General features: G+C 63.2%; 22 protein-coding genes. 9 read left to right on the top strand and 13 right to left on the bottom strand.

The genetic code is table 11. The annotated features are described in order from the left end of the window. Window positions 1-11: 11 nt before the first annotated feature. Together V3H56_RS19710 and V3H56_RS19705 are read left to right on the top strand one after the other, a co-directional pair. Entirely contained in the window at window positions 12-1157 is a 1146-nt protein-coding gene (locus V3H56_RS19710; protein WP_042732344.1) for an MFS transporter, read from the top strand. Window positions 1158-1191: 34 nt separating this feature from the next. Further along, window positions 1192-1734 (top strand): acireductone dioxygenase, encoded by a 543-nt coding sequence (locus tag V3H56_RS19705; RefSeq protein ID WP_047736470.1) that lies wholly within the window; start codon window positions 1192-1194, stop codon window positions 1732-1734. Between the two features lie 128 nt (window positions 1735-1862). Here the strand turns inward: V3H56_RS19705 and V3H56_RS19700 are convergent, their stop codons facing one another. Beyond that, a complete protein-coding gene (locus V3H56_RS19700) occupies window positions 1863-2141 on the bottom strand; it encodes a DUF3509 domain-containing protein (protein ID WP_042732342.1) in 279 nt (92 codons plus the stop codon). A 363-nt stretch (window positions 2142-2504) separates the two neighbouring features. On the opposite strand from V3H56_RS19700, the gene V3H56_RS19695 reads away from it, so the two are divergent. From V3H56_RS19695 to V3H56_RS19680, 4 genes are all read left to right on the top strand, one after another. Continuing rightward, the gene (locus tag V3H56_RS19695; protein ID WP_047736469.1) at window positions 2505-4331 is read left to right on the top strand and encodes a long-chain-acyl-CoA synthetase; all 1827 of its coding nucleotides are present in this window, start codon (window positions 2505-2507) and stop codon (window positions 4329-4331) included. 94 nt (window positions 4332-4425) lie between these two features. After that, entirely contained in the window at window positions 4426-4944 is a 519-nt protein-coding gene (locus V3H56_RS19690; protein WP_042732340.1) for an ankyrin repeat domain-containing protein, read from the top strand. A 249-nt stretch (window positions 4945-5193) separates the two neighbouring features. After that, the gene (locus tag V3H56_RS19685; protein ID WP_047736468.1) at window positions 5194-5724 is read left to right on the top strand and encodes a hypothetical protein; all 531 of its coding nucleotides are present in this window, start codon (window positions 5194-5196) and stop codon (window positions 5722-5724) included. 70 nt (window positions 5725-5794) lie between these two features. Next, window positions 5795-5986, top strand: a complete 192-nt coding sequence (locus tag V3H56_RS19680) for a PLDc N-terminal domain-containing protein (protein WP_042731740.1) — start codon at window positions 5795-5797, stop codon at window positions 5984-5986. Window positions 5987-6046: 60 nt separating this feature from the next. Here the strand turns inward: V3H56_RS19680 and V3H56_RS19675 are convergent, their stop codons facing one another. From V3H56_RS19675 to gcl, 9 genes are all read right to left on the bottom strand, one after another. Beyond that, window positions 6047-7252 carry an MFS transporter gene (locus V3H56_RS19675; RefSeq protein ID WP_047736467.1) on the bottom strand — a complete coding sequence of 402 codons (1206 nt, stop codon included), beginning with the start codon at window positions 7250-7252 and terminating at the stop codon, window positions 6047-6049. Between the two features lie 247 nt (window positions 7253-7499). Then, entirely contained in the window at window positions 7500-8498 is a 999-nt protein-coding gene (locus V3H56_RS19670; RefSeq protein WP_338473779.1) for a sulfate ABC transporter substrate-binding protein, read from the bottom strand. A gap of 85 nt (window positions 8499-8583) precedes the next feature. Beyond that, the gene (locus V3H56_RS19665) at window positions 8584-9408 is read right to left on the bottom strand and encodes an ion transporter (protein WP_042731743.1); all 825 of its coding nucleotides are present in this window, start codon (window positions 9406-9408) and stop codon (window positions 8584-8586) included. Window positions 9409-9429: 21 nt separating this feature from the next. Next, on the bottom strand, window positions 9430-10332 hold the full coding sequence (locus tag V3H56_RS19660; protein WP_338473778.1) for an urea transporter: 903 nt from the start codon (window positions 10330-10332) through the stop codon (window positions 9430-9432). A 168-nt stretch (window positions 10333-10500) separates the two neighbouring features. Beyond that, window positions 10501-11916: a pyruvate kinase gene (gene pyk, locus V3H56_RS19655; protein WP_338473777.1), complete on the bottom strand. Its 1416-nt coding sequence runs from the start codon at window positions 11914-11916 to the stop codon at window positions 10501-10503. Then, window positions 11906-13186 (bottom strand): glycerate kinase, encoded by a 1281-nt coding sequence (locus V3H56_RS19650; RefSeq protein WP_338473776.1) that lies wholly within the window; start codon window positions 13184-13186, stop codon window positions 11906-11908. Before V3H56_RS19650 ends, pyk begins: the two co-directional genes overlap by 11 nt. A gap of 147 nt (window positions 13187-13333) precedes the next feature. Next, entirely contained in the window at window positions 13334-14224 is an 891-nt protein-coding gene (locus V3H56_RS19645; protein ID WP_042731747.1) for a 2-hydroxy-3-oxopropionate reductase, read from the bottom strand. A gap of 162 nt (window positions 14225-14386) precedes the next feature. Next, the gene (gene hyi / locus V3H56_RS19640; protein WP_338473775.1) at window positions 14387-15169 is read right to left on the bottom strand and encodes a hydroxypyruvate isomerase; all 783 of its coding nucleotides are present in this window, start codon (window positions 15167-15169) and stop codon (window positions 14387-14389) included. 168 nt (window positions 15170-15337) lie between these two features. Further along, window positions 15338-17113 carry a glyoxylate carboligase gene (gene gcl, locus V3H56_RS19635; RefSeq protein WP_042732393.1) on the bottom strand — a complete coding sequence of 592 codons (1776 nt, stop codon included), beginning with the start codon at window positions 17111-17113 and terminating at the stop codon, window positions 15338-15340. Window positions 17114-17380: 267 nt separating this feature from the next. On the opposite strand from gcl, the gene V3H56_RS19630 reads away from it, so the two are divergent. Both V3H56_RS19630 and V3H56_RS19625 read left to right on the top strand, forming a co-directional pair. After that, window positions 17381-17821 carry a heme-binding protein gene (locus V3H56_RS19630; RefSeq protein WP_047736460.1) on the top strand — a complete coding sequence of 147 codons (441 nt, stop codon included), beginning with the start codon at window positions 17381-17383 and terminating at the stop codon, window positions 17819-17821. A 209-nt stretch (window positions 17822-18030) separates the two neighbouring features. Next, window positions 18031-18489, top strand: a complete 459-nt coding sequence (locus V3H56_RS19625) for a transposase (protein WP_042732391.1) — start codon at window positions 18031-18033, stop codon at window positions 18487-18489. A gap of 130 nt (window positions 18490-18619) precedes the next feature. Here the strand turns inward: V3H56_RS19625 and V3H56_RS19620 are convergent, their stop codons facing one another. Further along, on the bottom strand, window positions 18620-19225 hold the full coding sequence (locus tag V3H56_RS19620; protein ID WP_042732390.1) for a TetR/AcrR family transcriptional regulator: 606 nt from the start codon (window positions 19223-19225) through the stop codon (window positions 18620-18622). A 130-nt stretch (window positions 19226-19355) separates the two neighbouring features. Here V3H56_RS19620 and V3H56_RS19615 point away from each other — a divergent pair, with 130 nt between their 5' ends. After that, a complete protein-coding gene (locus tag V3H56_RS19615) occupies window positions 19356-20270 on the top strand; it encodes a DUF808 domain-containing protein (RefSeq protein WP_053146073.1) in 915 nt (304 codons plus the stop codon). 135 nt (window positions 20271-20405) lie between these two features. Here V3H56_RS19615 and V3H56_RS19610 read toward each other — a convergent pair whose 3' ends face one another. Next, complete coding sequence (locus tag V3H56_RS19610) at window positions 20406-21194, bottom strand: VacJ family lipoprotein (protein ID WP_042731486.1); 789 nt, start codon at window positions 21192-21194, stop codon at window positions 20406-20408. Next, complete coding sequence (locus V3H56_RS19605) at window positions 21187-22485, bottom strand: serine/threonine protein kinase (protein WP_042731485.1); 1299 nt, start codon at window positions 22483-22485, stop codon at window positions 21187-21189. The genes V3H56_RS19610 and V3H56_RS19605 overlap by 8 nt, the downstream gene beginning before the upstream one ends. Between the last annotated feature and the right edge of the window lie 43 nt (window positions 22486-22528).

Here is a 22528-nt window from a genome sequence, read left to right as displayed (position 1 = left end):
GCCTGACGACCATGGCGGCAGTGCCGTACTGGCGGCTCTCCAGTTTCTACCTGTTCTATTTCGCGTTGCTCGGTTCGACGGCGCCGTTCCTGGCGCTGTACTTCGATCACCTGGGGTTCAACGCGGCGCGCATTGGTGAACTGGTGGCGATCCCCATGCTGATGCGCTGCGTGGCGCCGAATATCTGGGGTTGGCTGGGAGATTACACCGGCCGACGCCTGGCCATCGTGCGCTTTGGCGCCCTCTGCACGTTGTTGGCCTTTTCGCTGATCTTCATCGACAAAAGCTACGCCTGGCTGGCGATGGTGATGGCGTTGCATGCGTTCTTCTGGCACGCGGTGCTGCCGCAGTTCGAAGTCATCACCCTTGCGCACTTGAGCGGGCAGGCTTCGCGCTATAGCCAGATCCGCCTGTGGGGTTCCATCGGCTTCATCATCACGGTGGTGTTGCTGGGGCGGTTGTTCCAATGGCTGAGCCTGGACATCTACCCGGTGGCGCTAGTGCTGATCATGGCCGGTATCGTGCTCGCCAGCTTCTGGGTCCCCAACGCCCAGCCGTTGCAGGGGCCGCGGGTGGCGGGGGAGGGCTTCGTGCGGCAATTGCGCAACCCCGGCGTGCTAGCGTTCTACATCTGCGTGGGCCTGATGCAGGTCAGCCATGGGCCGTATTACACCTTCCTGACATTGCACCTGGAGCAGTTGGGCTACAGCCGTGGGCTGATTGGCCTGCTCTGGGCGGTCGGCGTGGTGGCGGAAGTGCTGGTGTTCCTGCTGATGAGCCGGATCCTGGCGCGATTTTCGGTGCGCCGTGTGCTGCTGGCCAGTTTCCTGTTGGCGGCGTTGCGCTGGTTGCTGCTGGGTTCGTTGGCGGAGTTTCTCTGGGTGCTGTTGTTCGCCCAGGTGCTGCACGCGGCGACCTTCGGCAGTTTCCACGCCGCGGCCATCCATTTCGTGCAACGCAGTTTCGGCCCTCGCCAGCAGGGCCAGGGCCAGGCGCTGTATGCGGCGTTGGCCGGCACCGGCGGGGCATTGGGTGCCTTGTATTCCGGCTACAGCTGGAACGCCCTGGGCGCCAGTTGGACATTCAGCCTGGCCAGTCTCGCTGCCCTTGCTGCTGCCGTTATCATTGCGACACGCATGCAAGAGCACCGGCCATGAGCCTTCGAACCATTATTTTCCTGGAGCCATTGTCATGAGCAGCCTGTCCGTCTACCACGTCTCGACCCCCGATCTGCCGAACAAGGTGCTGACTCACTTCGAAGACATCGTCGCGACCCTGGCCGAACAGGGCGTTCGCTTCGATCGGTGGCAGCCTGCGGCGAGCATTCCCCCCGGCGCTCGCCAGGAAGACATCATCGCGGCCTACAGCCACTCGATCGATGCCCTGATGACCGAGCGCGGCTACGCCTCGGTGCAGGTCATGCGCGTGACCCGTGAGGATCGGCAAGACGCCGAGCTGCACGCCCGGTTCCTTGACGAGCACAGCCAGGCAGAAGAGGAAGTACGATTTTTCGTCGCGGGTCGTGGGCTGTTCGCTCTGCACATCGACGATTACGTCTACGCCGTGCTGTGCGAAAAGAATGACCTGATTACCTTGCCGGCTGGAATGCCGCGCTGGTTCGACATGGGCGAGCAACCGCATTTCATTGCGCTTCGCCTGGCGAACGCCGAGTGCGCCGATGCGCAATTCACCGGCAACGACATTGCCGGCCGGTTCCCGCGCCTGGAAGACTAAAAAACCGTGGGAGCGAGCCTGCTCGAAAGCGGTGGGTCAGTCGGCGGATAGGCTGGCTGATGTTCCGTCTTCGCGAGCGGGATCGCTCCCACAAAGGGGTGTTTCTGCTGGTTCCTGAGGGGCCAGGATCAGGCGCTGTGATAGGTCGGCAGGGCGAAACGGTGCTGGCTTTGCAGCATGGCAATCTGTGGCAACTCGCTGGCTTGTTCGGCCAGGTCGCGGCGGATTGCGCTGATGGCCCAAGACAGCTGGTCGCCGGCATGCAGCTGGGCATAGGAAATCGTGCGCTTGAACAGTTTGCCTTCGCTGTTGCGCAAGGTCAGCAGGATGCCGCCATCCGGGCGGGCTTGGGTGGTCACTTCATAGTTGGAAAACAGGGACGCGAACTTCTCTTGAATCATGTTCATATTTGACTGCTCCATGGTCTTGTTAGCAAACCGTGGAGGGGTAGTTGCAGTGTCTGTGCCAGCCTCGCTTGATTTAAAAAATACTTTAAAAACAACAGCTTAAAAAAATATTCGATTTTTGGTTTCGTGCATCTTGCATGAATAGCCATCGTGCATCCTGCATTTTGCGGGGTGGAACCAACTTTTTGGGAACCAATTGCCCTCCCGGCGCTCCCGCTTCGCCTGCGGCTGTTTTGCAGATACAAAACATTGCAAAAACCGCATGTACAGCGTCGCTAGCCCAGGCGTACTTTCGAGCGCAATCGAGCTGCAGTCCCCGCCAACACAAAAACAGGCCCACAGGGTCGGACAGGGAAGAACACCATGAGTCGGACAACCGGCGATGCCATCACCTGGGGCATGATGTTGCGCAAGTTGCCCGCCATTGCCAGGGTCGTGCCGCGAATCGTCAAGGGCATGAAGTTGGCCAACGTCCAGGACCCGACCCAGCCTTGCGGCCTGGGCTGGTGCTTCGAACAGGCCGCCCAACGCAACCCCCGGGGCGCGGCGCTGCTGTATGGCGATACCGTGTTGAGTTATGCACAGGTCAATGAGCAGGCCAATCGCATCGCCCACTACCTGTTGGCGCAGGGCATCGGGAAGGGCGACTGCGTGGCGGTGTTCATCGAGAACCGGCCCCAGTTGTTGATCACCGTGCTGGCGGTGGCGAAGGTCGGCGCAGTCAGCGCCATGGTCAATACCGCCCAGGTGGGAGACGCCCTGGTACACAGCCTGGCCCTCGTTGCGCCCGTCGCCATCGTGGTGGGCGAGGAACGGGTCGCGGCGTTCGACGACGTGCGCCGCCGTGTCGGGCTGCCGCAGGCTCGAACCTGGTGGGTGGCGGACGAGGACAGCGCCGGTGTTGCGCCCGGGTTCGTCGACCTGATGACTGGCAGCAATGACGCGTGCGCCGAAAACCCGGCGTGCAGTCGACAGGTGTTCTTCAACGACCCTTGCTTCTATCTCTACACCTCGGGCACCACGGGCTTGCCGAAGGCCGGGGTGTTTCGCCATGGGCGCTGGATGCGCACCTCCACCAGCTTCGGTTTGATTGCCCTGGACATGCAGCCCGACGATGTCCTGTATTGCACCTTGCCGCTGTACCACGCCACGGGCCTGTGCGTGTGCTGGGGCGCGGCGATCTGCGGAGCCTCGGCCCTGGCGATCCGGCGCAAGTTCAGCGCCAGCCAGTTCTGGAACGATGTGCGTCGTTACCGGGCGACCACCCTGGGCTATGTCGGCGAGCTGTGCCGTTACCTGATCGACCAGCCTGCCGGCAGCGAGGACCGCCGGCACGGGGTGAAGAAAATGGTCGGCAACGGCTTGCGACCGGGGGCCTGGTCAACCTTCAAGTCGCGCTTTGGTGTCGAACACGTCTGCGAGCTGTACGCGGCCAGCGACGGCAACATCGGCTTCACCAACGTCCTGAATTTCGACAACACGGTCGGCTTCTCGCTGATGGGCTGGGAGCTGGTGCAATACGACCACGACAGCGGCCTGCCTTTGCGCAACCTGCAAGGGCGCATGCAGAAAGTCCCCAAGGGCCAACCGGGCCTGTTGCTGGCACGGATCGACGACAAGGCACCGCTGGACGGCTACACCGACCCGGCCAAGACCGAGAAGATCATCTACCGGGATGTCTTCGCGCCTGGCGATCGTTACTTCAACACCGGCGACCTGCTGCGCAACATCGGCTTCGGCCATGGGCAGTTCGTCGATCGCCTCGGCGACACGTACCGCTGGAAGGGCGAGAACGTCTCCACCACGGAAGTGGAAAACGTGCTGCTGCAACATCCGCAAGTGGCCGAGGCGGTGGCCTATGGCGTGGAGATCCAGGGTACCAACGGCCGGGCCGGCATGGCGGCGATTACCCCGTCCGAATCCCTGGCGACCCTGGATTTCAGCGAGCTGCTGCAATTCCTGCACGGCAAGTTGCCGGCGTACGCGGTGCCACTGTTCCTGCGCATCAAGGTGAAAATGGACACCACCTGCACCTTCAAGTACCAGAAGACTCGCCTCAAGGCTGAAGCGTTCGACCCTTGCGTCACCGGTGACGAGCCGGTCTATGCGTGGCTGCCCGGCACCACGACCTACGTGCGGGTGGACCGGTCGCTGGCCGACCAGATCCAGGGCGGGCAATGGCGCTATTGATCCTGGCTATCGGCGGTACAGAGAAAAAAGGGATGACAGGGTCCGGGTCCGTCGGGAAACTAGCCGCTTTGCGAATGCCCAAAGGGAGTGACCCATGTCCGATACAAGCCGCCAGATGACCCCGGAAGAGGCTGCGGAGTTTGCCGAGCAGGTGTTCAACGTCGCCCGCCAGGGTGACGCCGCCATGATGGCTGCGTTGCTGAGCAAGGGCCTGCCGCCCAACCTGCGCAACCACAAGGGCGACACCTTGCTGATGCTGGCCGCCTACCACGGGCATGTGGAAACGGTAAAAGTCTTGCTGGAACACAAGGCCGACCCGGAAGTGCGCAACGATAACGGCCAGAGCCCGATTGCCGGCGCGGCGTTCAAGGGCGACCTGGCCGTGGTGTCGGCGCTGGTGGACGGTGGCGCGCAGGTGGAGGGCTCATCCTTCGACGGTCGCACCGCGTTGATGATGGCGGCGATGTTCAATCGAGTGGAAATCGTCGACTACCTGATCAGCAAGGGGGCCGATCCGCGAGCCAAGGACGCCAACGGCGCCTCGGCCCTGGACGCCGCCCGGACCATGGGCGCGGTGGACACGACGGCGCAGTTGGAGAAGTTGTTGGGCTGACGCCTCGGACGGTACTGGCGGTTGGGGGCGCAGGCCGTTGATTGTGTGGCGAGGGAGCTTGCTCCCGCTCGGCTGCGTAGCAGTCGTAACGCAAATGAACGGGGCACCTCTGTTGGATTACGAGCGCTGACGCCAGGGCTGCTTCGCAGCCCAACGGGAGCAAGCTCCCTCGCCACAACTGCCTGACGCCAGGGACGCGATGGAGTATCCTGCGCGCCCTCGCATCCCCTCATCCACAGGACCCACCCCATGAAAGCCGCCCTCGTCGAACTCATCAGCAAAATCAGCTCCGGCTGCCTCGGCGAGGCTGACATTGCGCGAATCGCCGACGAAGCGGCCCAGGCCTACGCCGATCCGGCGGCTTTCCTGGCGGCCAATCCGGACGTCAACTACGACGACACCTTCCCGATTCCGCTGGGTGAGTGGGTCGTGGTGGGCAGCCTGCCGGATACCGTGCTGTTCCAGGCCGACACCTACGTCGAACTGTTCGAACAGATCGTCGCCTCGTTCGGCCCTGGCGTGGCGTTCAACCTCAAGCCCAAGCAACTGGCGAAAACCGAGGCGCTGACCGCCCTCAACCGCATCCAGATCCAGATGAGCAGCCTGAGCAAGGAAAGCGGCGGCTATGTGCTGATGAACTTCAGCCAACTGCTGGACGATGAGTTGCAGATGGTGCTGGTGTTCGGCGACGACGTGCCGCGGGTGCTGCAATTGTGCGCGCAAGTGGGCATCGCCGCTGCGCCGGCCCTGGAAGCCCTCAAGGTCGCGGTCCACGTCTGAGGCAATAAACGGAACCCTTGGCGCGGCCCAGCTATCCTAAGTGTGGCTATCACTATTAGGGAGCGACACCATGGGTTCCACCTTCAATGGCCTGATCGGCCTGATTATCCTGGCGCTCGATATCTGGGCGATCATCAATGTGCTCAAGAGCGGTGCTGAAGTGGGGATGAAAGTCCTGTGGGTGCTGCTGATCCTGCTGTTGCCAGTGCTGGGCCTGATCATCTGGGCGATCGCCGGGCCGCGTGGCAATGTACGGGTCTGACCCTCGATGAAAAATGCCCGGTCGCGATGGCGCCCGGGCATTTTTTTTGCCGCTCGATCCTCAAGCCGTCGCCAGGGATGCCTTGCGCGAAGCACTCAAGAAGCTCAGCAGCACCAGCAGCGGGAATGCACTGCCGACAATCACCACCCACAGCCAGCCACCGTGTTCGTACACCGCGCTGGCAATCGATGAACCGAACGCGCCACCGACGAAGATGCTGGTCATGTACAGCGCATTCAGACGGCTGCGGCTTTTGGCATCGAGGGTGTAGATGGTGCGTTGGCCCAGCACCATGTTCATTTGCACGCAGAAATCCAGGACCACGCCGGTGACGGCCAGGCCGATGACGCTGTAGAGCGGATGGATGAACGCCGGCAGGAAGCTCAGGCTGGCGAACAGCATCGCCAGCAGCGAAGCCACGCGGGTATGGCCGGCATCCGCCAGGCGACCGGCAATGGGCGCAGCGATGGCACCCAGGGCACCGACGAGGGCGAACAAGGCGATTTCGGACTGGGACAAGCCATGGTTGCGTGCCAGCTCCAACGGCGCGGCGGTCCAGAACAGGCTGAAGGTGGCGAACATGCCGGCCTGGTAAAGCGCGCGCTGGCGCAACAGCGGTTGCTGGCGTAGCAGGGTGCCGAGCGAGCGCAGCAACTGACCATAGGAGGCACGATGGTCGGGCTGGCGCTTGGGCACGGTCAGCGCCAGGACGATGCTGATGGCTGCCATCAAGGCAGCCGCGATCATGAACATCGCGCGCCAGCCGAAGTGGTCGGCCACCACGCTCGCCACCGGCCGCGCCAGCAGTATCCCCAGCAGCAAGCCGCCCATGATGCCGCCCACGACACGCCCGCGGGTTTGCTCCGGGGCCAGGTGCGCCGCCAGGGGGATCAGTACCTGCACCGACACCGAACTGAAGCCCACCAGCAGCGAGACCAGCAGGAACACGTTGGGCTGGTCGGTGAACGCCGCGCCCAGCAGGCTGGCAATCGATACGAAGGTGGTGACGATCATCAGGCGGCGGTTTTCCAGCAAGTCACCCAATGGCACCAGGAAAAACAACCCCAGGGCATAACCGATCTGGGTCAGCGAGACGATCAGGCTGGCCATGGTGCTGCTCAGGCCCACGTCGGGGGCGATCAGTTCGATGATGGGTTGGGCGTAGTAGAGGTTGGCGACGATGGCGCCACAGCAGAAGGCAAAGAGCAGGACCATGCCTCGCGTCAGGCTGGCGCCGGCGTGCAGGGTGGGGGGATGGGCACTCATGGCAAACTCGTCAGTCAACAGGTGGGATGGCGAGAGGCTAAAGCGTTATGGCGCCCAGGGACAGGCTTTGAGGCTGATAACAGACATGCCTGGTGTTGATAATCGTCTGGCGGACCGATCGGGTGTCGATGATCGTCGTGGCGAGGGAGCTTGCTCCCGCTGGGCTGCGTAGCGGCCCCCAAAAAGCTGGGGACCGCTGCGCGCTCCAGCGGGAGCAAGCTCCCTCGCCACGGGGATTTGCGGTGCTTTACTGGCCGCTATAGATCTGGTCGAAAATCCCGCCGTCATTGAAGTGGGTCTTCTGCACGGTGCGCCAGTCGCCGAAGGTCTTTTCCACCGACAGGAAATCCACTTTCGGGAAGCGGTCGGTGTACTTGGCCAACACGGCCGGGTCCCGTGGGCGCAGGTAGTTGGCGGCGGCGATTTCCTGGCCTTCCGGCGACCAGAGGTACTTGAGGTAGGCCTCGGCCGCGGCGCGGGAGCCTTTCTTCTCGACCACTTTGTCCACCACGCTCACCGGTGGCTCGGCTTCGGCGGAGACACTGGGGTAGACCACTTCGAACTGGTCGCGGCCGAACTCCCGGGCGATCATTTCCGCTTCGTTTTCAAAGGTCACCAGCACATCGCCGATCTGGTTGGTCATGAACGTGGTGGTGGCGGCGCGGCCGCCGGTATCCAGCACCGGTGCCTGCTTGAACAGCTTGCCGACGAAGTCCTTGGCCTTGTTCTCGTCACCGCCGTTCTTGAGGACATAGCCCCAGGCCGACAGGTAGGTGTAGCGGCCGTTGCCGGAGGTTTTCGGGTTGGGCACGATCACCTGCACGCCGTCCTTGAGCAGGTCGGGCCAGTCTTTCAGCGCCTTGGGGTTGCCCTTGCGCACGATGAACACCGTGGCCGAGGTGAACGGGGCGCTGTTGTTCGGCAGGCGGGTGACCCAGTTGTCCGGGACCAGCTTGCCGTTGTCCGCCAGGGCGTTGATGTCGGTGGCCATGTTCATGGTGATGACATCCGCCGGCAACCCGTCGATCACTGAGCGCGCCTGCTTGCTGGAGCCGCCGAAGGACATCTGCACGGCGATGTTTTCGTTGTGCTCGGCTTGCCAGTGTTTCTGGAAGGCCGCGTTGTAGTCCTTGTAGAAATCGCGCATCACGTCGTAGGAAACGTTGAGCAGGGTCGGGGCGCCATGGGCCAGGTTGCCGAAGGCCAGGCCGGCGGCGAGAAGGGAGGCGCCAAAGAAGTTCTTCACTGCGAATTCCTTTTTATTGGGACGGGGAGTGCCGGGCAAACTAGCCGCAAGCGCATAGGTCTTCAAGCATTTAAAAGTACTTTGCTTATTCCAATTTCTTGAACAGCGCGTTGCCACAACGGGCACAAAAGGCCGCCGCCTGTTCATGGCTGTTCTTGTTGCACACCGGGCAGTCATGCTTGAGCTGATCGCCGCGCATGGCGGTGGCCAGTTCGGCGGTGAAAATGCCGGTGGGCACGGCGATGATCGAGTAACCCGTGATCATCACCATGGAGGACACCACCTGGCCCAGCGGCGTCTTGGGCACGATGTCGCCGAAGCCCACGGTGGTCAGTGTCACGATAGCCCAATAGATGCCCTTGGGAATGCTGGTGAAGCCGTGCTCGGGGCCTTCGATGACATACATCAAGGTGCCGAACACCGTCACCAGGGTCGAGACGCTGACCAGGAACACGATGATCTTCTGCTTGCTGCCCCGCAATGCCGCCATCAGGTAGTTGGCCTGCTTGAGGTAGGGGCTGAGCTTGAGCACGCGGAAGATCCGCAGCATGCGGATGATACGAATGATCAGCAGGTACTGGGCATCGCTGTAGTACAGCGCCAGGATCCCCGGCACGATCGCCAGCAGATCCACCAGCCCATAGAAACTGAAGGCATAGCGCAGCGGCTTGGGCGAGCAATACAGGCGCAAGCCGTACTCGACGATGAAGATGAAGGTAAAGCCCCATTCGATGCCGGCCAGCACGGACGCATAGTCCTGATGCACGCTGTCGATGCTGTCGAGCATCACGATCACCAGGCTGGCGAGGATGATCAACAACAAGGTGCTGTCGAAACGCCGGCCGGCCACGGTGTCGGTCTGGAAAATCATGATGTAGAGGCGTTCACGCCAATTGTTGTTGCTGTCCATACCCATCGCCTGATCTCGGAATCAGCGAAGCCTAGGGTGATTGCCCCGCAGAGCGCAAGGCGCAGCATCGAGACGGGCCTGGTGCCAGGTGCGACGGCTGGCCTGGACCAGCCAGCAGGCCAGGATGAAAGGGGCCGTCAGCGGCGCCAGGCCGAGGGCGCCGAAGCCCGGCGTGAGCAGGATCGCCAGCAGGATGCCCGTCAACGGCAGCCACGGCCGGCGGCGGTGCGGGCTGAGGGCCAAAGCCACCAGCGCCGGATTGTAGCCGGCCAGGCCGGACAGGGCGGCGGCGTGGTCAGGGTGCAGCAGGGCGCCGCCCAGGCCGGCGACCGAACCGAACAGGGCCCAGCCTGCGGCGCGTCGGTTGGCGAGCAACAGGCCCAGGGCAATCAGTGCCCCGGCCCATGGGCCGTCGAGCAGCATGACCTGGCTCAATCCGTTCAACGGCGCGGCCAGCAGGTTGGGCAACGTCAGGGCCGCCGGGGGGGGCGACGCTGGCGGCGTGGCGAACGCCAGCAGCAGCCAGCCCAGTCCCACGAACGGCGCTGTGTAGGCGAGCAGGCTGCGGGGGCTGCGGGTTCGCTTGAGCCATTGCTGGGTCAGCATCGCGCCGAGACCGCCGCCGGCGATGACCAACGGCGGCAACAGGATGGACCCGGGCAAGGTGAGGCCCAACAACAACCCCAGCAGGATGCCGTTGTAGCTGAACAGTCCGGCTTGCCGATCCGCCTTGGGGTAGCCGCGCCGCTGGGCCGTGAGCAACCCGGCCACGCCGCCGAGCAACGCCCCTGCGAACAAGGCCGGGGCGCCAAGCAGGATCGCCAGCAGGCACAACAGGCCGCACAGGGGATGGCGCTGGAGGAAAATCTGGCTGAAGCCGTTGAGCAGGGCGGTGGCCCAGTCGGGGCAGTGGGTGTTGGGCATGGTTGTGTGTCTGCTAAACCAGGGTGATCCCTTCGCGAGCAAGCCCGCCGCAGCGTTCACCAAGCCCCTATCGGAGCGTAACGCTGTTTACTCAAGGTCCATCACTTACCACGGGGCGGTGACGTCCTTGTGGGAGCGGGCTTGCTCGCGAAGAGGCCAGTACAGGCGCTAGATCAACGTCTCGATACGCAACGAGTTGGTCGACCCCGGTTGCCCGAACGGCACGCCTGCGGTGATCAGCAGGGTGTCGCCACGCTGGGCCATGCCTTGGGCCTGGGCGATTTCCAGGGCGGTGGAGCAGACCTCGTCCACTTGCCGCAGCCGGTCGTTGACCACCGAGTGCACGCCCCAGGCCACCGTCAGGCGGCGCGCGGCGGCGAGATTCGGCGTGAGGTTGAGGATCGGCACCGTTGGCCGCTCCCGCGCCGCCCGCAGGCTGGAGGCGCCCGACTCGCTGTAGTTCACCAGCACCGCCACCGGCAGGATGCTGCTGATGCGGCGGATGGCACAACTGATGGCGTCCGACACCGTGGCCTCGGCTTTCGGCCGGCTGACGTCCAGTTGCGCCGGGTAGTCGGGGCCGTTTTCCACCTGGCGGATGATCTTGCTCATCATCTGCACCGCCTCGAGGGGGTAGTCGCCCGACGCGGTTTCCGCCGAGAGCATCACCGCGTCGGCCCCTTCGGCCACGGCGTTGGCCACATCGGTGACCTCGGCGCGGGTCGGCGCCGGCGAGAACCGCATCGACTCGAGCATCTGCGTGGCGACCACCACCGGTTTGCCGAGGGCGCGGCAAGTGCCGATGATGCTTTTCTGGATCTGCGGCACGCTTTCGGCTGGCACTTCGACGCCCAGGTCACCGCGGGCAACCATGATCGCGTCGCACAGTTCAGCGATTTCCCGCAGTTGGTTCACCGCCGATGGTTTCTCGATCTTCGCCATCAGGAACGCCTTGTCCCCGATCAGGGCCCGGGCTTCGCGGATGTCGTCGGGACGCTGGACGAACGACAGTGCCACCCAGTCCACGCCAAGCTCCAGGCCGAAGCTCAAGTCGCGCCGGTCCTTTTGGGTCAGCGGACTCAGGTCGAGCACGGCCTGGGGCACATTCACGCCCTTGCGGTCGGACAGCTCGCCGCCGTTGAGCACTTCGGTGTCGATGGCGTCGCTGTGTCGGGCCGTCACCCGCAGGCGCAACTTGCCGTCGTCCAGCAGCAGGTCCATGCCGGGCTCCAGGGCCGCGATGATTTCCGGGTGGGGCAGGTTGACCCGGCGTTGATCGCCCGGCGTTGGGTCCATGTCCAGGCGCAGGGCCTGGCCGCGTTGCAGCAGCACCTTGCCGTCGGCAAACTGGCCGACCCGCAGTTTCGGGCCTTGCAGGTCCATCAGGATACCCAGCGGGTAGTTCAACTGCCGTTCGACGTCACGAATCCAGCGGTAGCGCTGGGCGTGATCGGCGTGGTCGCCGTGGCTGAAGTTCAGGCGGAAGATGTTCACGCCGGCCTGCACCAGGTCGCGGATGTCATCGATGCCACGGGTCGCGGGGCCGAGTGTGGCGAGGATCTTGACCTTCTTGTCAGGCGTCATGTTTGGGGGCCTCGAGAATCAGGATGGCGCGAAAGTCGTTGACGTTGGTGCGGGTCGGCTCGGTGATGATCAGCCCGTCCAGCGCGGCGAAGTAGCCGTAGCCGTTGTTGTCGTCCAATTCATCGCTGGCGTTCAGGCCCAGTTCGGCGGCGCGGCGATAGCTGTCCGGGGTCATGAGGGCGCCGGCGTTGTCCTCGGAGCCGTCGATGCCGTCGGTGTCGCCGGCCAGGGCATAGATGCCGGGATACCCCTTGAGGTTGTCGGTCAGGCTCAGGAGGAATTCGGCATTGCGGCCACCCCGGCCATGGCCGCGCACGGTGACCGTGGTTTCGCCGCCGGACAGGATCACGCACGGGGCCGGCAAGGGCTGGCCGTGCAGGGCGATCTGCCGGGCGATGCCGGCATGGACCTTCGCCACCTCCCGGGATTCGCCTTCCAGGTCGCCGAGGATCAACGGGCTGAAGCCGGCCTGACGGGCTTTCACGGCCGCGGCTTCGAGGGACTGCTGGGGCCGGGCGATCAGCTGGAAATGGCTGCGGGCCAGGCTCGGGTCGCCAGGCTTGACGGTTTCCGACTCCGGGCTTTGCAGCCAGGTGCGCACGGAGGCGGGGACCTCGATGTGGTAACGCTTGAGGATCGCTAGGGCCTCGGCGGAGGTGCTCGGATCGGCCACGGTAGGGCCGGAGGCGATGACCGTGGCGAGGTCCCCGGGCACATCGGAAATCGCATAGGTGTAGACCGTTGCCGGCCAGCAGGCCTTGCCCAGGCGCCCGCCCTTGATCGCCGAGAGGTGCTTGCGCACGCAGTTCATCTCGCCGATGGTGGCGCCGGACTTGAGCAGGGCCTTGTTGATCGATTGCTTGTCGGCCAGGGTGATGCCGGCCGCGGGCAGTGCCAGCAATGCCGAGCCTCCACCGGACAGCAGGAGAATCACCCGGTCGTCCTCGGTCAGGTGACTGACCAGTTCCAGCACTCGCCGGGCAACCGCCAGGCCGGCTGCATCGGGCACCGGGTGGGCGGCTTCCACCACTTCGATTTTCTCGCAGGGCGCGCCATGGCCGTAGCGGGTTACCACCAGGCCCGAGACCTCGCCCTCCCAGCAGCGCTCGACCACCTGGGCCATGGCGGCGGCAGCCTTGCCGGCACCGATGACGATCACCCGGCCGCTGCGGTCGCGGGGCAGGTATTGTTCAAGGACGTGCTGCGGATGCGCCGCGTCGATGGCCGTGGCAAACAGCTCGCGCAGCAATTGTTGCGGATCGACCGACATGGCGGGCTCCCGGAGTTCTTGTTATTCGAATTCAGCGCGAAACCCTTGTGGGAGCGGGCTTGCTCGCGAAGGCGGTGTGCCAGACGGCATATGTGTGGCTGACACACCTTCGCGAGCAAGCTCGCTCCCACAGGGTTTTGTGGTGGATCAGTTATCGCGGATCGAGAAATTCGCCATGTGCTCTAGGCCCTTGATCAGCGCCGAGTGATCCCAGTTGCCGCCGCCGAGGGCCGCGCAGGTGCTGAACACTTGCTGGGCGTTGGCGGTGTTGGGCAGGTTGATGTTCAACTCCCGGGCGCCTTGCAGGGCCAGGTTCAGGTCCTTCTGGTGCAGGCTGATGCGGAAGCCTGGGTCGAAGGTGCCCTTGATCATGCGTTCGCCGTGCACTTCCAGGATCTTCGACGAGGCGAAGCCGCCCATCAGGGCCTCACGGACCTTGGCCGGATCGGCGCCGTTCTTCGCGGCGAACAGCAATGCCTCGGCCACGGCCTGGATGTTCAGGGCGACGATGATCTGGTTCGCCACCTTGGCGGTCTGGCCGTCGCCGTTGCCGCCCACCAGGGTGATGTTCTTGCCCATGGCCTGGAAAAGCGGCAGGGCGCGTTCGAACGCCGCGCTGTCGCCGCCGACCATGATGCTCAGGGTGGCCGCCTTGGCGCCGACTTCGCCGCCAGACACTGGCGCATCGAGGTACTGCGCGCCTTGTTCATTGATCTTCGCCGCGAACGCCTTGGTGGCGGTGGGGGAGATCGAACTCATGTCGATCACCACCTTGCCCGCGCCGACGCCAGCTGCCACGCCATCGGCGCGGAACAGCACGTCCTCGACCTGAGGGGTGTCCGGGACCATCACGATGATGAACTCGGCTTCCTGGGCCACTTCCCGTGGGTTGGCCAGCGCCACCGCGCCGCCGGCCAGCAGGTCGGCCGGGGCCGCGTCGTGGTGCTGGGACAGCAACAGGCTGTGACCGGCCTTTTGCAGGTTCAATGCCATGGGGTGGCCCATGATGCCGGTGCCGATGAATCCGATTTTAGCCATGGGGAAAATCCTCTTGTTGTCTAGGGCCCGGTGTTTCTGTGGCGAGGGAGCTTGCTCCCGCTGGGTCGCGAAGCGGCCCCAGAAATCGTGCCGGGTAAAATCATGCGTCTGCTTCGCAGCCGAGCGGGAGCAAGCTCCCTCGCCACAAAAGCTCGCGCGGCATCAGATCGCGTTATGGGTTTTCAGCCAGCCCAGTCCCGCTTCGGTGGTGGTCAGGGGCTTGTATTCGCAGCCGACCCAACCGGCATAACCGATGCTGTCCAGGTGTTCGAACAGGAAGCGATAGTTGATCTCGCCGGTGCCCGGCTCATGGCGTCCGGGGTTGTCCGCCAGTTGCACGTGGTTGATCTCGCCCAGGTGCGCGGCCAGGGTCCGGGCCAGGTCGCCTTCCATGATCTGCATGTGATAGATGTCGTATTGCAGGAACAGGTTGGCGCTGCCCACCTGCTCGCGGATCGACAGGGCCTGGGCGGTGTTGTTCAGGTAGAAGCCGGGGATGTCGCGGGTGTTGATGGCTTCCATCACCAGTTTGATGCCCTTGGCTTGCAGCTTCTCGGCCGCGTACTTGAGGTTGGCGACGAAGGTTTTCTGCACCAGGGCCTCGTCACAGTTCTGCGGGCGGATCCCGGCCAGGCAATTGACCTGGGTGTTGCCCAGCACCTGGGCATAGGCGATCGCCAGGTCGACACCGGCGCGGAACTCCTCGACCCGGTCCGGCAGGCAGGCAATGCCGCGTTCGCCCTTGGCCCAGTCGCCGGCCGGCAGGTTGAACAGCACTTGGGTCAGGCCATGGGCGTCAAGCTGCGCCTTGAGTTCGGCGCTGCTGTAGTCGTAGGGGAACAGGTACTCGACCCCGCTGAAACCGGCCTTGGCGGCCGCTTCGAAACGGGCGAGGAAATTCTGCTCGGTGAACAGCATGGACAGGTTGGCGGCGAAACGCGGCATGACAATCTCCTGTAGAGGTGTAGGGACCCTTGTGGCGAGGGAGCTTGCTCCCGCTTGAGTGCAAAGCACTCACAAAATGGGCTGCTGCGCAGCCAGCGGGAGCAAGCTCCCTCGCCACAGGTCCGGTGATGTCCTTCATGAACAGCAGTGCCTGTGGAGGCGTCAGTGTCAGTCAAGCAACGAAATGGCCGTCGGCGCATCGTTGCCCACCAGCGCCAGGTCTTCGAATTCGTTGACGGCGTTGATCTCGGTGCCCATGGAAATGTTGGTCACCCGCTCCAGGATAACCTCGACAATCACCGGCACCTTGAACTCCTCGATCATGGCCTGGGCCTGGCGCAGCGCCGGCTGGATGCCGGACGGCTCGAACACCCGCAACGCCTTGCACCCCAGGCCCTCGGCCACGGCGATGTGGTCCACGCCATAACCGTTGAGCTCTGGCGCGTTGAGGTTATCGAAGGACAGCTGCACGCAGTAGTCCATGTCGAACCCGCGTTGCGCCTGGCGAATCAGGCCCAGGTAAGAGTTGTTCACCACCACATGGATGTACGGCAGCTTGAACTGCGCGCCCACCGCCAGCTCTTCGATCATGAACTGGAAATCATAGTCGCCCGACAGCGCCACGACCTTGCGGCTCGGATCAGCCTTGACCACCCCGAGCGCGGCCGGAATGGTCCAGCCCAAGGGGCCTGCCTGGCCGCAGTTGATCCAGTGGCGCGGCTTGTAGACATGCAGGAATTGCGCGCCGGCGATCTGCGACAGACCGATGGTGCTGACGTAGCAGGTGTCCTTGCCGAACACCTGGTTCATTTCCTCGTACACGCGCTGGGGCTTGACCGGCACGTTGTCGAAGTGGGTCTTGCGCTGCAGGCTCGCCTTGCGTTGCTGGCAGTCCTGCACCCAGGCGCTGCGGTCCTTCAACTTGCCGGCGGCTTGCCACTGGCGGGCGACTTCGATGAACAAGGTCAGGGCCGAGGCTGCGTCGGAAACGATGCCCAGGTCAGGTGTGAATACCCGGCCGATCTGCGTGGGCTCGATGTCCACGTGAATGAAGGTGCGGCCCTCGGTGTAGACATCCACCGAGCCGGTGTGACGGTTGGCCCAGCGGTTGCCGACGCCCAGCACCACGTCGGACTTGAGCAGCGTCGCGTTGCCGTAGCGGTGGGATGTCTGCAGGCCGACCATGCCGACCATCAGCGGGTGATCGTCGGGGATCGTGCCCCAGCCCATCAAGGTCGGGATGACCGGGATGCCGGTCAGCTCGGCGAACTCCACCAGCAGCTCACTGGCATCGGCGTTGATGATGCCGCCGCCCGCTACCAGCAATGGCCGCTCGGCCTGGTTCAGCAGGCTCAGCGCCTTCTCGATCTGCACGCGGTTGGCGGCAGGCTTGGCCAGGGGCAGCGGTTGGTAGGCGTCGATGTCGAATTCGATCTCGGCCATCTGCACGTCGAAGGGCAGGTCGATCAGCACCGGGCCCGGGCGACCGGAACGCATTTCATAGAAGGCTTTCTGGAACGCGTAGGGCACCTGGCCAGGCTCCAGGACGGTGGTCGCCCACTTGGTCACCGGCTTGACGATGCTGGTGATGTCCACGGCCTGGAAGTCTTCCTTGTGCAGGCGGGCGCGGGGGGCCTGGCCGGTGATGCACAGGATCGGGATGGAGTCGGCGCTGGCGCTGTAGAGACCGGTGACCATGTCGGTACCGGCCGGGCCCGAGGTGCCGATGCACACGCCGATGTTGCCCGCTTTGGTGCGGGTGTAGCCCTCGGCCATGTGCGAGGCACCTTCCACATGGCGAGCGAGGACGTGATCGATGCCGCCCACTTTTTGCAGGGCAGAGTACAGCGGGTTGATCGCCGCACCCGGGATGCCGAAGGCGGTGTCCACGCCTTCACGGCGCATCACCAGGACGGCGGCTTCGATTGCTCTCATTTTGCTCATGGTTTTGTGCCTCTTACGTTTTGTAATTGTATACAAGTGGCTGTGCGTCGAGTGTATTCACGCTAAGCGGCGCAGGTCAATCCATTTTCTCAAGCGCCTGTTTTATTCGTCGAAAGCCCACGGGGAAGGGTGTTTTTCGTCAGTGTAGGGGCTTTGTGATAATTATTGTATACAAAAATATATTTTGTTGTGTTCTATTTGTGGTGTTCGGTTTTGCTTGAAGTGAAACCCGAAAGGCTCTCCCATCACAAAAAAAGGACAGCACCCATGAGCGCTCTAACCTTGAACGTCGCCGTCAACCTGGCCGGCCAAACCCTTGCCGCCGGCCGCGAAATCAGTGCCGCCCCCCTGACCGTCGCCATCCTCGACAGCGGCGGCCACCTGATCGCCCTGCAACGCGAAGACGGCGCGAGCCTGCTTCGTCCCCACATCGCCATCGGCAAGGCCTGGGGCGCCATCGCCCTGGGCAAGGGCTCGCGCCTGCTGGCCCAGGACGCCCAACAACGCCCGGCCTTCATTGCCGCGCTGAACAGCCTGGGGCAGGGCAGCGTGGTACCGGTTCCGGGTGGGGTGTTGATCAGGGATCAGGACGGGAGGGTGTTAGGGGCGATTGGTGTGAGTGGTGATGTTTCGGATGTGGATGAGCAGTGCGCGGTGAGAGCTGTCGAGGCGTTGGGGTTGGGAGCGGATGTGGGGATGAGCGCTTGATGCGGTGGTGAGTTGACGAACGCCTTCGCGAGCAAGCCCGCTCCCACAGGTTAGTGGACACAAAATGTATGAACACCAGAAACCCCCTGTGGGAGCGGGCTTGCTCGCGAAGGCGATCGACCAGACACATCCGGCTAAAGGTTGGCCCCAGGATTCTCCAATTCCAAAGCTAGCCTTTCAGGACTTCATCCAGGAAAGGACTCGATGGAATGCCTGCACGTTCAGCTTCGCATCGCCTGCGCATCGGTCGATGGGCAGAGCCAAATCGCATCTATCTGCTGACAGCCAACACGTTGGAGCGCGAACCTGTTTTCAGGGACTACGGTCTGGGCAGAATAGTTATCCACCAGTTCAGGGCAATAGAGAAATGTGGCATTGCAGACTCGTTGGCTTTCGTCGTAATGCCTGACCATTTTCATTGGTTGATCCAACTGCATCGCGGCTCTTTAGGGCAGTTGATGTGTCAGGTGAAATCTTTAAGTGTCAGGGGCGTCAACGAGAAGTCTGGGAGAACGGGGAGTCTCTGGCAGCAGGGCTACCATGACCGGGCGCTGCGACGGGAAGAAAATCTGGTCAAGCTTGCCCGGTATGTCGTGGCCAACCCATTGCGGGCCGGTTTGGTCAAACGGTTTGGCGACTATCCTTTGTGGGATGCGATCTGGGTTTGAGCTTGAATCGAGTCGGCCCATTCGCGAGCAAGCCCGCTCCCACAGGGGGTTGCGGTGTCCATATCTTTCGTATCAACCATCAGCACCTGTGGGAGCGGGCTTGCTCGCGAATAGGCAGCGACTCGATGTATCAGCCCACCTCACACCCTTTCAACACCAACCGGGTAATCGTCTGCGCCGCCGCTTCGTAATCGGCTTCATCCAGCTTCGCCTTGCCGGTGATGGCGGTGATCTGCCAGTCGAAATCAGCGTAGGTCTGGGTGGCGGCCCAGATGCTGAACATCAGGTGGTTGGGGTCGATGGGGGCGATCTGGCCGCGGTTGATCCAGGTCTGGATGCAGTCGATGTTGTGCCGGGCCTGGGCGTTGAGTTGTTCCACCAGGTCGGGGCTCAGGTGGGGGGCGCCGTGCATGATTTCGCTGGCGAAGACCTTCGAGGCGAAGGGCAGGTCGCGGGAGATGCGGATCTTGGAGCGAATGTAGTGGCTGAGCACTTCACTCGGTACGCCGTCGGCATTGAAAGGGGTGGACGCCTGGAGGATCGGCTCGATGATGCTTTCCAGGACCTCGCGGTAGAGGTTTTCCTTGGATTTGAAATAGTAGTAGACGTTGGGTTTGGGCAGGCCGGCCTTGGCCGCGATGTCGCTGGTCTTGGTCGCGGCGAAGCCCTTGTCGGCAAATTCCTCGCTGGCGGCACGCAGGATCAGTTCTTTGTTGCGCTCGCGGATAGTGCTCATAAACCCAGGGGTTCCTTGCCTGTTCTGGCGGTGGCGCATGGTAGCACCGGCCTCGCGCGGCGCTCAAGAATGCCCCGAGGGCCGCGGCTCGCGGTATGCTGCGCGGCATTATTGTTCAAGGAGCCCCTCCATGGCTGGAAGCAGTTTGCTGGTACTGATCGACGACATCGCCACCGTGCTCGACGACGTAGCGTTGATGACCAAGATGGCCGCCAAGAAAACCGCCGGTGTGCTGGGCGACGACCTGGCGCTCAACGCCCAGCAAGTCTCTGGCGTGCGTGCCGAGCGGGAACTGCCGGTGGTCTGGGCCGTGGCCAAGGGCTCGTTCATCAACAAGTTGATCCTGGTGCCCTCGGCGTTGGCGATCAGTGCCTTCGTGCCCTGGCTGGTGACGCCGCTGCTGATGGTGGGCGGTGCCTACCTGTGCTTCGAGGGCTTTGAAAAGCTGGCCCACAAGTTTCTTCACAGCCCCGCCGAGGACCAGGCCGGACACGCGCAGTTGGCCCAGGCAGTGGCTGACCCGGCGGTCGACCTGGTGGCTTTCGAAAAGGACAAGATCAAGGGCGCGGTGCGCACCGATTTCATCCTCTCGGCGGAAATCATCGCCATCACCCTGGGTACGGTGGTCGATGCCACGCTGACCCAGCAGGTGATCGTGCTTTCCGGCATCGCCATTGTCATGACCGCCGGCGTCTATGGCCTGGTGGCGGGGATCGTCAAGCTCGACGACCTGGGGCTCTGGCTGACACAAAAGCCGGGGCAGGCCGCCCAGCGTATCGGCGGCGCCATCCTGCGCGCCGCGCCCTACATGATGAAAAGCCTGTCGGTGATCGGCACGGCGGCGATGTTCCTGGTGGGCGGCGGCATCCTCACCCACGGTGTGCCGGTGGTGCACCACTGGATCGAAGGTGTGGCGGCCAGCGCCGGCGGCGCGGGGTTCATCGTGCCGATGTTGCTCAATGCGGTGGCGGGGATCGTGGCGGGTGCGGTGGTGTTGGCGGGGGTGATGGCAGTGGGCAAGATCTGGAAAGCGTTGAAGGGCTAGACCTGGCAACGCAAAACAAAAACTGTGGGAGCGAGCTTGCTCGCGATGAGGGCCTGACATTCAACTTCTTCGTTGCCTGAAAGACCGCTATCGCGAGCAAGCTCGCTCCCACAGTAGTTTTAGGTGTACCGGGATTTACTCGGCAATCTGCAACTTGCGCGACTCCGTGTACACGTAGCGGACTTTTTCATACTCGAACGGCGAGTTCAGCTGGCCGTAGCGGAAGCTGGTCTGGTAACGCTTGTCCACGCCTCGCAGGAGCAGCAGTTCCGGGTGGTTGGCGCTGACTTCGGCGACGTTCAGGAAGTTGATCGCCGATTCGGCGGTGTAGTCCACCAGCAAGCCCGAGGTGTCGCGCAGGTTCGACGGGCCGAAGATCGGCAGCACGAAATACGCGCCGGCCGGCACGCCGTAGAAGCCCAGGGTCTGGCCGAAGTCTTCGCTCTGGCGCGGCAGGCCCATGGCGGTGGCCGGGTCCCACAGGCCGGCAATGCCGACGGTGGTGTTGAGCAGCAGCCGCGCGGTGGTTTCCATCGAACGCTTGCCCTTGAACTGCAGCAGGCTGTTCATCAGGTTCGGCACGTCGCCCAGGTTGTTGAAAAAGTTGCTGACCCCGGTGCGCACGAAGCTCGGGGTGATGTAGCGGTAGCCATCGACGACGGGCAGGAACACCCATTGGTCGAAGCGGTAGTTGAAGTGGTAGACCCGGCGGTTCCAGGATTCCAGCGGGTCGTACACGTTCAGGGCGTTGAGGGTCGAGCGCTCGAATTCGCGCTGGTCCAGCCCCGGGTTGAACTTGAGCTTGGTCAGTGGTTCCTTGAAGCCATCCGGGTCCACCACCGCTGGCGCAGCGGTCTTGCCGTCGTCGGCGTGCACCATGCCCGCCCCCAGGAGCGCCGCAATAAGCAGGAGATATTTAGCCACGGAAGAACTCCAGCATGGCGTCGCTGTTGACGCGGTAGTTAAGGTTGCCGCAGTGGCCGCCCAGTGGATAAACCGTCAGGCGATCGCCAAAGGTCTTGCGCAGGAAGCCCAGGTCGCCCGGGCCGAGGATGACGTCGTCGGCGTTGTGCATGACAGCGATCTTCGAACTGGCCTGCAGGTAATCCTTCAATGCATACAGGCTGACCTGGTCGACCAGTTGCAACAGGCTGCCGCCGTCGGTGCGCGCGCGCCACATCGGGATCACCTGCTCGGTGAGGTAGCAGTCGAAGTCGCATTGCAGTGCGCGCTTGAGGAACGGCGTCAGGCTGGTGCTTTCGGTGATCGGGAACTTGGGCGGGATGATCAGGCCGCGACGGTTGATCAGGTCCGACGTGAACGCGATGTCGGCCGCCGAGAAGCGGAACGACGTGCCGATCAGCATCGCCATCTGCTCGTTGCTCAGGTGTTGCTTGGATTGCTGGAAGTCGTAGAGCAGGGCGTCGTTGAGGTCGATGTAGCCTTTTTGCTGGAAGTAGCGGGTCAGCTTGTTCAGCACCAGCTCATAAAAGGTGGTGGTGCTGTTGATGCCCTTGACCTGGGTCTGCACCAGCTTGTCCAGGTTGGTGATCGAGGTGTAGAGGTTCACCGGCGGGTTGAGCAACAGGACTTTCTTGAAGTTGAAGCTGCGCCGGGTTTCGTCCAGGTGCGCGACGAAGGCCGCATCCAGTGCGCCCAGGCTATAACCGGTGAGGTAATACTCGGTCACCGGCAGCTTGGGGTTTTGCGCACGCACGGCCTGCATCACCCGGTACATGTCCTCGGCGTCTTCCTTGGAAATGCCCGGTGTGGCGAAGCGTGAAGCCGCGCTCATGAAGTCGAAGCTGGTGGGCGATGACAGCTGCACCACGTGGTAGCCGGCCTTGTAGTAGAGGCGCTTGAGGTATTCGTTGAGGCTGCTGTCGTAGCGCGCGCCGGTGCCGGCGATCAGGAAGATCAGCGGTGCCGGCTTGTCCTGGGTGGCCAGGCGGTAGGTGAGGCTTTTCACCGGCCAGAAGTTGTCCGGCAGGATGAACTCGCGTTCCGGGCGCAGTTTCAGGCTGTGGTCGGACTGATTGATGTCCTCGATCAGCGGCAACTCCGGGCGCAGGTCCGGCGGGGTGGTGGCAATGGTCGCCTCGAACGGGTTGGTCAAGGGGTAGCCATAACTGGCGGCGTCAATATCTGCCGCCAGCGCGGACGCACTCAGGATAAGGCCGCCGAAGAGGGCAGCGAAGCGCAAGGAACGGAGCATGACGAGATCCCTAAGAGGAAGGTGCCGAATGAGGTTCGCAGCC

This window comes from Pseudomonas sp. MS646 (genome assembly GCF_036693845.1).
In the GTDB taxonomy this organism is placed as follows: Bacteria; Pseudomonadota; Gammaproteobacteria; order Pseudomonadales; family Pseudomonadaceae; genus Aquipseudomonas; species Aquipseudomonas chlororaphis_E.
This window is presented reverse-complemented; position numbering and strand designations above follow the sequence as displayed.

What these genes read in the sequence shown, in the direction of transcription:
- V3H56_RS19630 (WP_047736460.1), top strand. Translation starts at nt 17,381, where the DNA reads ATGAGCGCTCTAACCTTGAACGTCGCCGTCAACCTGGCCGGCCAAACC.
- pyk (WP_338473777.1), bottom strand. Translation starts at nt 11,916, where the DNA reads ATGACGCCTGACAAGAAGGTCAAGATCCTCGCCACACTCGGCCCCGCG.
- V3H56_RS19700 (WP_042732342.1), bottom strand. Translation starts at nt 2,141, where the DNA reads ATGAACATGATTCAAGAGAAGTTCGCGTCCCTGTTTTCCAACTATGAA.
- hyi (WP_338473775.1), bottom strand. Translation starts at nt 15,169, where the DNA reads ATGCCGCGTTTCGCCGCCAACCTGTCCATGCTGTTCACCGAGCAGAAT.
- V3H56_RS19690 (WP_042732340.1), top strand. Translation starts at nt 4,426, where the DNA reads ATGTCCGATACAAGCCGCCAGATGACCCCGGAAGAGGCTGCGGAGTTT.
- V3H56_RS19660 (WP_338473778.1), bottom strand. Translation starts at nt 10,332, where the DNA reads ATGCCCAACACCCACTGCCCCGACTGGGCCACCGCCCTGCTCAACGGC.
- V3H56_RS19705 (WP_047736470.1), top strand. Translation starts at nt 1,192, where the DNA reads ATGAGCAGCCTGTCCGTCTACCACGTCTCGACCCCCGATCTGCCGAAC.
- V3H56_RS19645 (WP_042731747.1), bottom strand. Translation starts at nt 14,224, where the DNA reads ATGGCTAAAATCGGATTCATCGGCACCGGCATCATGGGCCACCCCATG.
- V3H56_RS19625 (WP_042732391.1), top strand. Translation starts at nt 18,031, where the DNA reads ATGCCTGCACGTTCAGCTTCGCATCGCCTGCGCATCGGTCGATGGGCA.
- V3H56_RS19710 (WP_042732344.1), top strand. Translation starts at nt 12, where the DNA reads ATGGCGGCAGTGCCGTACTGGCGGCTCTCCAGTTTCTACCTGTTCTAT.
- V3H56_RS19680 (WP_042731740.1), top strand. Translation starts at nt 5,795, where the DNA reads ATGGGTTCCACCTTCAATGGCCTGATCGGCCTGATTATCCTGGCGCTC.
- gcl (WP_042732393.1), bottom strand. Translation starts at nt 17,113, where the DNA reads ATGAGCAAAATGAGAGCAATCGAAGCCGCCGTCCTGGTGATGCGCCGT.
- V3H56_RS19620 (WP_042732390.1), bottom strand. Translation starts at nt 19,225, where the DNA reads ATGAGCACTATCCGCGAGCGCAACAAAGAACTGATCCTGCGTGCCGCC.
- V3H56_RS19615 (WP_053146073.1), top strand. Translation starts at nt 19,356, where the DNA reads ATGGCTGGAAGCAGTTTGCTGGTACTGATCGACGACATCGCCACCGTG.
- V3H56_RS19685 (WP_047736468.1), top strand. Translation starts at nt 5,194, where the DNA reads ATGAAAGCCGCCCTCGTCGAACTCATCAGCAAAATCAGCTCCGGCTGC.
- V3H56_RS19605 (WP_042731485.1), bottom strand. Translation starts at nt 22,485, where the DNA reads ATGCTCCGTTCCTTGCGCTTCGCTGCCCTCTTCGGCGGCCTTATCCTG.
- V3H56_RS19675 (WP_047736467.1), bottom strand. Translation starts at nt 7,252, where the DNA reads ATGAGTGCCCATCCCCCCACCCTGCACGCCGGCGCCAGCCTGACGCGA.
- V3H56_RS19665 (WP_042731743.1), bottom strand. Translation starts at nt 9,408, where the DNA reads ATGGACAGCAACAACAATTGGCGTGAACGCCTCTACATCATGATTTTC.
- V3H56_RS19695 (WP_047736469.1), top strand. Translation starts at nt 2,505, where the DNA reads ATGAGTCGGACAACCGGCGATGCCATCACCTGGGGCATGATGTTGCGC.
- V3H56_RS19650 (WP_338473776.1), bottom strand. Translation starts at nt 13,186, where the DNA reads ATGTCGGTCGATCCGCAACAATTGCTGCGCGAGCTGTTTGCCACGGCC.